At 61.5% G+C, this 10,939-nt stretch carries 11 protein-coding genes; 3 read left to right on the top strand and 8 right to left on the bottom strand.

Features of this window, described 5'->3' with window-relative positions; genetic code table 11:
* The 5 genes from BM046_RS15970 to BM046_RS15950 all read right to left on the bottom strand — a co-directional run.
* The coding region (locus tag BM046_RS15970) for a hypothetical protein (RefSeq protein WP_143084140.1) at window positions 1-197 on the bottom strand (197 nt) is incomplete at its 3' end.
* Between the two features lie 166 nt (window positions 198-363).
* The gene (locus tag BM046_RS15965; RefSeq protein WP_090541381.1) at window positions 364-1,782 is read right to left on the bottom strand and encodes an NAD(P)(+) transhydrogenase (Re/Si-specific) subunit beta; all 1,419 of its coding nucleotides are present in this window, start codon (window positions 1,780-1,782) and stop codon (window positions 364-366) included.
* Between the two features lie 6 nt (window positions 1,783-1,788).
* A complete protein-coding gene (locus BM046_RS15960; protein ID WP_090541379.1) occupies window positions 1,789-2,112 on the bottom strand; it encodes an NAD(P) transhydrogenase subunit alpha part 2 in 324 nt (107 codons plus the stop codon).
* Window positions 2,113-2,114: 2 nt separating this feature from the next.
* Entirely contained in the window at window positions 2,115-3,242 is a 1,128-nt protein-coding gene (locus BM046_RS15955) for an NAD(P) transhydrogenase subunit alpha (RefSeq protein WP_090541376.1), read from the bottom strand.
* 204 nt (window positions 3,243-3,446) lie between these two features.
* Window positions 3,447-4,343 (bottom strand): AEC family transporter, encoded by an 897-nt coding sequence (locus tag BM046_RS15950; RefSeq protein WP_090541384.1) that lies wholly within the window; start codon window positions 4,341-4,343, stop codon window positions 3,447-3,449.
* 152 nt (window positions 4,344-4,495) lie between these two features.
* Between BM046_RS15950 and BM046_RS15945 the strand changes: the two genes are divergently transcribed.
* Window positions 4,496-5,908, top strand: a complete 1,413-nt coding sequence (locus tag BM046_RS15945) for an alanine/glycine:cation symporter family protein (RefSeq protein ID WP_090541373.1) — start codon at window positions 4,496-4,498, stop codon at window positions 5,906-5,908.
* Between the two features lie 64 nt (window positions 5,909-5,972).
* On the opposite strand, the gene cysS is transcribed toward BM046_RS15945, so the two are convergent.
* Both cysS and BM046_RS15935 read right to left on the bottom strand, forming a co-directional pair.
* Window positions 5,973-7,358: a cysteine--tRNA ligase gene (gene cysS / locus BM046_RS15940; protein ID WP_090541370.1), complete on the bottom strand. Its 1,386-nt coding sequence runs from the start codon at window positions 7,356-7,358 to the stop codon at window positions 5,973-5,975.
* 2 nt (window positions 7,359-7,360) lie between these two features.
* Window positions 7,361-9,028: a glutamine--tRNA ligase/YqeY domain fusion protein gene (locus tag BM046_RS15935; protein WP_090541367.1), complete on the bottom strand. Its 1,668-nt coding sequence runs from the start codon at window positions 9,026-9,028 to the stop codon at window positions 7,361-7,363.
* 199 nt (window positions 9,029-9,227) lie between these two features.
* On the opposite strand from BM046_RS15935, the gene BM046_RS15930 reads away from it, so the two are divergent.
* Both BM046_RS15930 and lpxH read left to right on the top strand, forming a co-directional pair.
* Window positions 9,228-9,722 carry a peptidylprolyl isomerase gene (locus BM046_RS15930; protein ID WP_090541364.1) on the top strand — a complete coding sequence of 165 codons (495 nt, stop codon included), beginning with the start codon at window positions 9,228-9,230 and terminating at the stop codon, window positions 9,720-9,722.
* A 10-nt stretch (window positions 9,723-9,732) separates the two neighbouring features.
* Window positions 9,733-10,458: a UDP-2,3-diacylglucosamine diphosphatase gene (gene lpxH / locus BM046_RS15925; protein WP_090541360.1), complete on the top strand. Its 726-nt coding sequence runs from the start codon at window positions 9,733-9,735 to the stop codon at window positions 10,456-10,458.
* Window positions 10,459-10,555: 97 nt separating this feature from the next.
* On the opposite strand, the gene BM046_RS15920 is transcribed toward lpxH, so the two are convergent.
* The coding region (locus tag BM046_RS15920) for an electron transfer flavoprotein subunit alpha/FixB family protein (RefSeq protein ID WP_218150055.1) at window positions 10,556-10,939 on the bottom strand (384 nt) is incomplete at its 5' end.

The raw sequence follows: 10,939 nt of genomic DNA, 5'->3' as shown, positions 1-10,939 counted from the left end.
CCATGCTGAATACCCAGCCAGGCATTGCGCTGCAGCAGGGCCTCCAGATCCAGGTCCGGCTGGTCACTGACCAGCTGCAGTTCGATGCGGTAGCACTGGCTGATGGCTTCGTGAGCGCGGAACGACAGCACCCGGAAGTCGTGCTCGAGGCCGGGCAGGTCCAGGGTGAAGTGGGCTTCATTGGCGGGGGAGAACATCCGCAGGTCCTTGTTCAGTAACGGTGTTGCCGTTACAGCGAACTACGGCCCGGGCATTATTCCCTATCGTGCCCCGTCTCGCTGTGAGCGAGTCGGCATTATCGACCACCCATGAAAAAAGGGGCTTCGTTTTCACGAAACCCCTTCTTCATGCACCGGTCTGGTATCAGCCCAGCGATTTCACCGCTTCGATCATCTGCACCATGACCTTCTGCGCATCGCCGTAGACCATGGAGGTGTTCTCGGCGAAGAACAGCTCGTTCTCCACGCCGGAGTAACCCTTGCCCTGACCACGCTTGACCACATAGGCCTGACGCGCCATGTCGACGTTGAGGATCGGCATGCCGTAGATCGGGCTGGACTTGCGGTGGCGAGCGGCCGGGTTGACCACGTCGTTGGCGCCCAGAACGATGGCGACATCAGCCTGCGGGAAGTCTTCGTTGATGTCTTCCAGGTCGTAGATGATGTCGTAGGGCACACCGGCTTCGGCCAGCAGCACGTTCATGTGACCAGGCATACGTCCGGCAACCGGGTGGATGGCGAAGGCCACGTCCACGCCCTGCTTCTGCAGCAGCTTCACGAACTCGTACAGCTTGTGCTGTGCCTGAGCCACCGCCAGACCGTAGCCGGGAACGATGATCACCTTGCTGGCGTAGTACATGGCAATGGCCGCATCGGAGGCGTCAGCCGCCTTCATGGTGCCCTGGATCTCGCCGTCTTCGCTGCCGTCATCGCCGCCGAACTGGCTGAAGATCACATTGCTGACCGGACGGTTCATGGCCTTGGCCATCATCAGCGTCAGCAGGGTACCGGCCGAGCCGACCACGGTACCGGCAATGATCATCGCCGGGTTCTGCAGCACGAAGCCTTCGAAGGCAACGGCCAGACCGGTGAAGGCGTTGTACAGGGAGATCACCACCGGCATGTCGGCGCCGCCGATCGGTGTGGTCAGCAGTACGCCCAGCACCAGTGCCAGGATGAAGAACAGGACCACCAGCGGGAAGGAAATATTGCCTTCAATGCCGGTTACAACAATGTAGGCGCCCAGAGCCAGAGAGCCCAGGAACAGCACCAGATTGATGAACTGCTGGGCCGGCAGGCGGAACACACCGTTCATGCGACCATCGAGCTTGGCCCAGGCAATCAGCGAGCCGGACAGCGCCACGGCGCCGATCAGGCCACCCAGTACCGCCAGGATGGAGACCACGATACCGTGGGACTGGGCGTTACCGGAGAACAGCTCGGTAGCGGCAATGGCCGCGGCAGCACCGCCACCCATGCCATTGTACAGGGCGACCATCTGGGGCATGTCGGTCATGGCGACCTTCTTGCCGCTGTACCAGGCCCAACCCAGACCCAGACCCAGCGCGATCAGCACCAGCGCCACGTTCATGTTCAGGTGTTCCTGAGCTTCGGCACGCACGTCAAGGCCGTAGAGGAAGGCTGCCAAGACGGCCAGCACCATGCCGATACCGGCAATCAGGATACCCGAGCGTGCGGTAACCGGGCTGGCCATGCGCTTGAGGCCATAGATGAAGAGGAGTGCCGTGAGGAAATAAACGGCTTCGATAATGAATTGACTCATCTGTTGTTATTCCTTGTCCGCTGAACCTTGGCGCTTGTCGCTGGGCTTGAACATCTCCAGCATGCGCTCGGTTACCACATAGCCGCCGGCAGCATTACCCGCACCGAGCAGGACACCGAAGAAGCCGATCACCTGCTCCAGGGTGGAGCCGGCATTGAGCAGTGCCCACATGGCACCCACGACCACGATGCCGTGGACGAAGTTGGAGCCGGACATCAGCGGCGTGTGCAGGATGGCCGGTACCCGACCAATGATTTCGTAACCGGTAAAGGCAGCCAGCATGAAGATGTACAGGGCTACAAAGCCGGTAATGGTAGTTACTGGATCCATGATCAAGCCTCAGCGGGTTCAACGGCCTTGCGAGCGGCCTCGTTGCGGATTTCACCGGCGTGGGTCAGCACAGCGCCGGCCAGAATCTCGTCTTCCCAGTCGATGGCCAGCTCGCCATCCTTGACCATCAGGCCGACCAGATTCTGCAGGTTGCGGGCATAGAGCTCCGAAGCATGCTCGGCCAGGCGGCTGGGCACGTTCAGCGGCGCGACAATGGTCGCCGGCCCGACTTCTACGGTCTCACCGGGCACGGTCAGCGGGGTGTTGCCGCCGCCTTCTGCCGCCAGATCGATGATCACCGATCCGGGCTTCATGCCCATGATCTGCGCTTCGCTGATGATTTTCGGGCTGGGACGGCCGGGGATGGCCGCGGTGGTGATGACCGCATCGGCCTGCTGGATGTGACGGGTGATGACCTGCTCGACCTGGGCCTTTTCTTCCTCGGTCAGCTCCCGGGCGTAGCCGCCCTCGCCGCTGGCGGAAACCCCGGTGTCGACAAATTTGCCGCCCACCGACTCCACCTGCTCCTTGACCTCGGCACGCACGTCGTAGCCTTCGATCATGGCCCCCAGACGCTTGGCGGTGGCCAGCGCCTGCAGACCGGCGACACCGGCCCCCATCACCAGCACCTTGGCCGGACGCAGAGAGCCAACCGCGGTGGTCATCATCGGCAGAATGCGGTTGAGGTTGGTGGCGGCCATCAGGCCGGCCGCATAGCCGCTCAGCGCGGCCTGGGAGGACAGTGCATCCATGGCCTGGGCGCGGGTAATACGTGGAATCAGCTCCATGGCAAAGCAGGTGATCTGACGGTCGCGCAGTGCACGGACGATCTCCGGCTCGCGGTGTGCATAGATGAAGCTGCACAGCACGGTACCCGGCGCCATCTGCTCGATATCAGCCAGAGACGGTGGTTGAACGCTGAATACCAGGTCAGTCTTGACCGGTGCGGAGACGATTTTCACGCCTTCCTTCTCAAACGCGTTATCGGGAATTCTCGCAGCAAGGCCTGCGCCGGATTGCAGAGAACATTCGATACCCATTTTCGCCAGCTTGTTGGCGACGGATGGGACCAGGGCCACGCGTTTTTCGTGTTCGCGTGTTTCCCCGGGAACAAACAGACTGACCGGCATGGGGTCTCCTTTCACCTATTGTTTGTTTTATGCAAAGTCAAAAACGCGGGCAAGCATACACCAAATGCAATTAAACTTTTGTCGTGGTTTTGAAATTTTTTGTTTTCTTGTTTTGAGGGAATTACCCAGAGACTGGGAAAAAGGCAGGAAAATATCATACCTTTTTGGAAAATACAGTGGCTTAACCCAAATGGAGTAGACTGCTCAGGGTGCCATCAGTATCAACCAGAGCGGAAGGGTAAAGCCTGCCAGCACGGTGGAAAGGAAGATAACCGAACTGATGATTCGCGTATCAGCCTGACCCATGGCGAAAGCCAGAACATTGACCCCGGTCGGACACGCTGCCATCAGTACCAGAACGGTATGGGCGACTGGATCGAGCCCGATAACGTAGCCCAGCCCCAGGACCAGCGCCGGCATCAACAGCAGCTTGCTCAGAGTCAGCAGGACCAGACTGCCACTCAGGTGGATCCGGTAGCCGGACAGACTCATGCCGAGCATCAACAGCGCGAGCGGCAAGGCGGCCGCCGCCAGCATCTCCACCAGACGCCAGAGAGGCGCGGGAATCATCAGACCGCTGAGATTCACCGCTGCCCCGCACATCAACCCTATGATCAGCGGATTGGCCAGACTGCCGAGCAGACTGCGCCAGTTCAGCTGGCCACCGCCAAAGAAGGCGTTGTACAGACTCTGCAGGGTGAACAGCACCAGGCTGTGGAAGACCAGTACGGCGAACAGGTAGACCAGACTGTCCGCACCGAGCATCACGGTGATCAGCGGGATGCCCACCAGCACATTGTTCGAATAGCTTGCCGCCAGCCCCATGGACGAGGGCCGCCCAAGGCGCCTGTGCATCAACAGGTTGATGAGCACGAAGACAGAGATGGCCGGCAGGAAGTACAACAACAGCAGCATCGGCGACATCGCCCGGCTGAGATCGGCACGGGCCAGCCCGGCAAACAGCAGTACGGGCATCATCAGCTTGAAAGTGATGATGCTCAGGGTGGCATTGCCATCGGCAGGAAGTATGCGACGTGCGCCCAGAAACCAGCCAAGCAGGATCAGCCCGAAAACGGGAATCAAGGCATTGAGTACAGTCACGCAGCTCTCCTCTTTTCCGACGAACTCCGGAGCCGCCAGCAAGTCTACTGGCCGAATCCGCTCAGCAGAAGCAAATTCCTGACAGGCAGCTACATTTATAGCTGTCATCTACAGATGCCCCTCAATGACTCGTTCAACGGTAAGGATCACCCATGACCACCATCATCGACTTGCTCAACACCCTCTTCTGGGATTACATCCTCATCTATGGCCTGCTCGCGATCGGGCTCTTCTTTACCCTGCGCCTGGGCCTGATCCAGTTCCGCCATATCGGCGAGATGTTCCGCTCCATCATCGGCGCCAGACAGAGTGACCGTTACGGCATCTCCCCGTTTCAGTCGCTGTGTACCAGCCTTGCCTCACGTATCGGCACCGGAAATATCGCCGGCGTGGCCGTGGCTCTGTACCTGGGCGGGGCCGGCGCCATATTCTGGATGTGGATGGTTGCACTGGTCGGCATGGCGACGGCCTACGCGGAAAGCACCCTTGCCCAGCTTTACAAGGTGCAGGACCACAAGGGGCAATATCGCGGCGGTCCGGCGTACTACATTGCCCGGGGGCTCAGAGCGCCCTGGGCGGCAGTGATCTTTGCACTGGCATTGATCCTGTCCTTCGGCATGGTATTCAACGCGGTTCAGGCCAATTCCATCGCCGATGCCGTGGAAAGCGCCTTCGGGGTTCCCAAGCTGTGGGTGGGACTCGCCGTTGCCGTTCTTGCCGGCGCGGTGATCTTCGGCGGGCTGCGTTCGATCGTCCGCTTTGCAGAGTATGTCGTGCCCTTCATGGCCGGCGCCTATGTGCTGATGGCGCTCTACGTGCTGGTGGTCAACTTCGATGAGGTGCCCGGCACCCTCCTCACCATCGTCCGCAGCGCCTTCGGCCTCGAGGAGGCCGCCGGTGGGGTAGCCGGCTCCATGACCGCCGCCATGCTCAATGGCATCAAGCGCGGCCTGTTCTCCAACGAGGCCGGGATGGGGTCCGCACCGAATATTGCCGCCACCGCCACGCCCTCCCCTCACCACCCGTCCTCCCAGGGGTTGGTGCAGGCCACCGGCGTCTTCTTCGACACCCTGCTGGTCTGTACCGCAACCGCAGTCATGATCCTTCTGGCCGACGTTCTGGAGCCCGGCTCCGGTGTGACCGGCATCCAGCTCACGCAGCAGGCCCTGGAAACGCACATAGGTGGCGCCGGCCAGTACTTTGTGGCCATTGCGATTCTGTTTTTCGCCTTCACTTCCATCGTGGCCAACTACACCTACGCCGAGAACGCTCTGATCTATCTGGGGCTGGGCAACAATCTGGGCATCGGCCTGTTGCGTTGCATCGCGCTGGCCATGGTGGTCTGGGGCGCCTGGGAGGCGGTGCTCACGGTATTCAACTTCGCCGATGCCTCCATGGGACTGATGGCCACCATCAACCTGATCGCCATAGTGCTGCTGTCCGGCACCGTGGCCAAGCTGACGAAAGACTACTTCGAGCAGCGGCGCCGGGGCGTGGAGCCGCGTTTCACGGTCAAGGACTATCCCGAACTGCAGGACAAGATAGATACCGGGATCTGGAAGTAGACCCGCAACCACAAATAAAAAGGCGCGCCAATGGCGCGCCTTTCTGCTTCCGGATCGAGCTGACTCAGTCTTTCAGACGCCAGGTAGTGACTCCCTTGCTGTCCTCCAGCACCACGCCCATCTCCGCCAGCTGGTCGCGGATGCGGTCGGACTCGGCCCAGTTTTTTTCCGCACGGGCCTGCAGGCGGGCCTGGATCAGCGCCTCAACTTCAGCCGCATCAACCCGCCCGGCAGCACCGGCGTGCAGATACTGATCGGCGTCCAGTTGCAGAAGTCCGGTGACAGCCGCCAGTTCGCGCAGACGCGCACCCAGTGCCGCCGCAGCATCGAAGTCACTGTCCTTGAGCCTGTTGACCTCGCGGGCCATGTCGAACAGCACCGCACAGGCTTCCGGCGTATTGAAGTCATCGTCCATGGCCTTGCCGAAACGCTCGATGAACTCCTCACCGCCGTTGGCAGGAACCTGAGGCAAGCCCTTGATTGCACGGTATAAACGCTCCAGTGCGCCCTTGGCTTCCTTGAGGTTGTCCTCGGAATAGTTGATGGGGCTGCGGTAGTGGCTGGCCACCAGCAGATAGCGCACCACCTCGGGGTGGTACTGCTCCAGCACATCGCGAATGGTGAAGAAGTTGCCCAAGGACTTGGACATCTTTTCGCCGTCCACCCGCACGGCGCCGGCATGCATCCAGGTCATGGCGTAGGGCTTGCCGGTAGCGGCTTCGCTCTGGGCAATCTCGTTTTCGTGGTGCGGGAATACCAGATCAGGACCACCACCATGGATATCGAAAGTGTCGCCCAGACAGCAGGTGGACATGACCGAACATTCGATATGCCAGCCGGGACGACCCTCACCCCAGGGCGAAGCCCAGCTGGGCTCACCCGGCTTGGCCGCCTTCCACAGCACGAAGTCCAGCGGATCTTCCTTGGCTTCACCCACCTCGATGCGCGCGCCTATCTTCAGATCCTCGATGCGCTTGCGCGACAGCTTGCCGTAACCGGCAAATCGCCCCACCCGGTAATAGACGTCACCATTGCCCGGTGCGTAGGCGTAGCCCTTGTCGATCAGGGTCTGGATCATGCGGAACATGCCGTCGATATGTTCGCTGGCCCGCGGCTCCTGATCCGGACGCAGCACGCCCAGACGGCCCTCGTCCTCATGCATGGCGGCGATCATGCGCTCGGTCAGCTGCTGGAAGCTTTCGCCATTCTCGGCAGCACGGCGGATGATCTTGTCGTCGATGTCGGTGATGTTGCGTACGTAGGTCAGGTCGTAACCACGGTGGCGCAGCCAGCGGGATATCACATCGAAGGCCACCATGACCCGGGCATGGCCGATATGACAGAAGTCATACACGGTCATGCCGCAGACGTACATGCGCACCTGATTGTCCACCAGCGGACGCAGTGGCTCCTTGGTCTTGCTCAGGGTGTTGTAGATCTGCAAGGCCATGCTCACTGCCCCCAGGAGTCACGCAGGGTGACGGTGCGGTTGAACACCAGATTGCCCGGGCGCGAGTCCTTGCTGTCGGCACAGAAGTAGCCTTCGCGCTCGAACTGGAAGCGGTCTTCCGGTGTGGCAGTGGCCAGCGACGGCTCGGCGCGGCAGCCGGTGAGCACCACCAGCGAATCGGGATTGATATTGTCCAGGAAGCTGCCGCCCTCCTCGGTCTTGTCCGGATTGGACTCGGTGAAAAGGCGGTCGTACAGCCGCACCTCGCACTCCACGCTCTCGGCACCCGGCACCCAGTGGATCACCCCCTTGACCTTGCGCCCCTCGGGGTTCTTGCCCAGGGTGTCGGGGTCGTAGCTGCACAGCAGCTCGACGATATTGCCTTCGGCATCGGTGATGGCCTCGTCGGCGCGGATCACGTAGCTGCCGCGCAGGCGCACTTCGCCGCCCGGCACCAGGCGCTTGTAGCCCTTCGGCGGATCGACCATGTAGTCGTCCCGGTCGATATAGATCTCGCGACTGAACGGCAGAATGCGCTCGCCCATGTCCTGCTTGGGATGGCGCGGCAGCGACAGCTGCTCGACCTGCCCTTCGGGATAGTTGGTGATGGTCACCTTCAGCGGACGCAGCACGCACATGGCCCGCGGGGCGTTATTGTCCAGGTCGTCGCGGATGCAGAACTCGAGCATGCCCATGTCGACCACCGCATCGGAGCGGGTGACCCCGATGCGTTCACAGAACTCACGGATCGCAGCGGGAGTATAGCCACGGCGGCGGAAGCCGCTGATGGTGGACATGCGCGGGTCATCCCAGCCATCCACATGCCCCTCGTCGACCAGCAGCTTGAGCTTGCGCTTGCTGGTGACCGTGTAGTTCAGGTTGAGCCGGGCAAACTCGTACTGGCGCGGCTTGGCCGGTACCGGCAGGTTGTCCAGGAACCACTCGTACAGGGGCCGGTGATCCTCGAACTCCAGGGTACAGATCGAATGGGTGATGCCCTCGATGGCGTCGGACTGGCCATGGGTGAAGTCGTAGCTGGGATAGATGCACCACTTGTCACCGGTCTGGTGATGGTGGGCATGGCGGATCCGGTACAGGATGGGGTCACGCAGGTTCATGTTCGGCGCAGCCATATCGATCTTGGCGCGCAGCGCACGGGCGCCGTCCGGAAATTCGCCGGCGCGCATCCGCTCGAACAGGTCCAGGTTCTCCTCGACACTGCGGTCGCGGAAGGGGCTGTTGCGACCCGGCTGGGTCAGGGTGCCCCGGTATTCCCGGGCCTCCTCCGGAGACAGGTCGCAGACGTAGGCCTTGCCCGCCTTGATCAGCTCAACCGCCCAGGCGTACAGCTGATCGAAGTAGTCCGATGCATAACGCACCTCACCGTCCCACTGGAAGCCCAGCCACTGCACATCCTGCTTGATGGCATCGATGTATTCCTGTTCTTCCTTGGCCGGGTTGGTGTCGTCGAAGCGCAGATGGCAGACCCCGCCGAACTCCCGGGCCAGGCCGAAGTTCAGGCAGATCGACTTGGCATGGCCGATGTGCAGGTAGCCGTTGGGCTCCGGCGGAAAGCGCGTCACGATACGGGTGTGCTTGCCGCTCTGCAGGTCAGCCTGCACGATCTGGCGCAGAAAGTGGGCGGGTGGCGTGATTTCCGGTTTATTCATAGGTAATTCGGGGCTCATCCTGGGCAGTGTTGTCGACACGGCGATATTGATCAGCGGACAGGTTCAGCGCCTGAACCCATCCGGCCAAAAAAGACGTCCATCATACCCTAAACTCATGGATGCCTGAATCCGCCCCAGCTGATAGCATTGGCATCTTTTATCCGAATCCATTACCTGTACCAAGCCGAGGAGCAATCGCATGGTCAAGCTGCACACCAACTTCGGGGTCATCACCCTGGAACTCTTCGCCGACAAGGCCCCCGAGACCGTCGAAAACTTCAAGCAGTACGTGCGTGACGGCCACTACGACAACACCATCTTCCACCGCGTGATCAACAACTTCATGATCCAGGGCGGCGGATTCGAGCCGGGCATGATCCAGAAGGACACCCGCGCGCCGATCAAGAACGAAGCCAACAACGGCGTCGGCAACACCGTCGGCACCATCGCCATGGCCCGCACCATGGACCCTCACTCGGCCAGCGCCCAGTTCTTCATCAACGTGGCTGACAACAGCTTCCTCAACCACACCTCCCAGACCACCCAGGGCTGGGGCTACGCCGTATTCGGCAAGGTGACCGAGGGCATGGATGTGGTCGAGAAGATCAAGGCTGTCCGCACCACCAGCCGCGCCGGCCATCAGGACGTACCCGCCGAAGACGTGATCATCGAGCGCGCCGAACTGACCGAGTAAGCCATCCCCGATGCGCTATCTGTTCGTTTCAGACCTGCATCTGGAAGCACAGCGCCCGGACATCACCCGGGCGTTTCTGCGCTTTCTCCACGAGCAGGCCAGCCAGGCCGACGCCCTCTATATCCTCGGGGATTTCTTCGAGGTCTGGCTGGGGGACGACAACCCCGACCCTCTGGCCGACCAGATCAGCGCTGCCCTGCTCTCCCTGTCTCAATCCGGCGTGCCGGTATTTGTCATGCACGGTAACCGGGACTTCCTCATCGGCAGGGATTTCTGCCGCCGCTCGGGCTGCACCCTGCTGCCCGATCCCACTCTGATCGACCTGCGTGGCGAGCGCGTGCTGCTGATGCACGGTGACAGCCTGTGCATTGATGACATCGGCTACATGCGCATGCGCCGCTGGCTGCGCAACCCGCTGAGCCTGTTCATCCTGCGCCACCTGCCCCTGACCGCTCGCCACCGCATCGGCCGCAAACTGCGCAACGAAAGCCAGACCCGCACCCGCTACAAGGCGCTGGAGATTACCGACGTCAATCAGGACGAGGTGCTGCGGGTAATGCGCACCCATCGGGTAACCACCCTGATCCATGGTCACACCCACCGGCCGGCGGTACATCCGCTGGGGCTGGATGGCCGCAAGGCCCAGCGGATAGTGCTGGGGGACTGGGACCAGGCGGGATGGGCGCTGGAGGTAGATGAGCAGGGTTATCGGCTGGGGAGTTTCGAGCTGGGTTGAGGCTGGTTTTTCCCTGACCAGCCTTTTTAGCTCCCCCAAAAAGCAAAACCCCCGGCTCTGGCGAACCGGGGGGCTGCTTACCGCATGAAGCTGGCGCTTACAACTTGCCAGTCAGCTCCGGTACCGCCTCGAACAGGTCGGCAACCAGGCCGTAGTCGGCAACCTGGAAGATCGGCGCTTCTTCGTCCTTGTTGATCGCCACGATCACCTTGGAGTCCTTCATGCCGGCCAGGTGCTGGATGGCACCGGAGATGCCCACGGCGATGTACAGCTGCGGCGCAACGATCTTGCCGGTCTGACCGACCTGCATGTCGTTGGGCACGAAGCCGGCGTCCACCGCGGCGCGGGAGGCGCCAACGGCAGCACCCAGCTTGTCGGCCAGGCTGTACAGCAGCTGGAAGTTGTCGCCGTTCTGCATGCCGCGACCACCGGAGACCACCACCTTGGCACCGGCCAGTTCGGGGCGGTCGGACTTGGCCAG

The sequence above is a fragment of the Halopseudomonas formosensis genome (genome assembly GCF_900115905.1).
Lineage (GTDB): Bacteria > Pseudomonadota > Gammaproteobacteria > Pseudomonadales > Pseudomonadaceae > Halopseudomonas > Halopseudomonas formosensis.
Note: the sequence above shows the minus strand (reverse complement) of the source record. Positions and strands in the feature narration are given on the sequence as shown.

Coding starts and splice junctions, on each gene's coding strand:
- BM046_RS15955 (WP_090541376.1), bottom strand. CDS start 3,242: ATGCCGGTCAGTCTGTTTGTTCCCGGGGAAACACGCGAACACGAAAAA.
- BM046_RS15945 (WP_090541373.1), top strand. CDS start 4,496: ATGACCACCATCATCGACTTGCTCAACACCCTCTTCTGGGATTACATC.
- BM046_RS15930 (WP_090541364.1), top strand. CDS start 9,228: ATGGTCAAGCTGCACACCAACTTCGGGGTCATCACCCTGGAACTCTTC.
- lpxH (WP_090541360.1), top strand. CDS start 9,733: ATGCGCTATCTGTTCGTTTCAGACCTGCATCTGGAAGCACAGCGCCCG.
- BM046_RS15965 (WP_090541381.1), bottom strand. CDS start 1,782: ATGAGTCAATTCATTATCGAAGCCGTTTATTTCCTCACGGCACTCCTC.
- BM046_RS15935 (WP_090541367.1), bottom strand. CDS start 9,028: ATGAATAAACCGGAAATCACGCCACCCGCCCACTTTCTGCGCCAGATC.
- cysS (WP_090541370.1), bottom strand. CDS start 7,358: ATGGCCTTGCAGATCTACAACACCCTGAGCAAGACCAAGGAGCCACTG.
- BM046_RS15960 (WP_090541379.1), bottom strand. CDS start 2,112: ATGGATCCAGTAACTACCATTACCGGCTTTGTAGCCCTGTACATCTTC.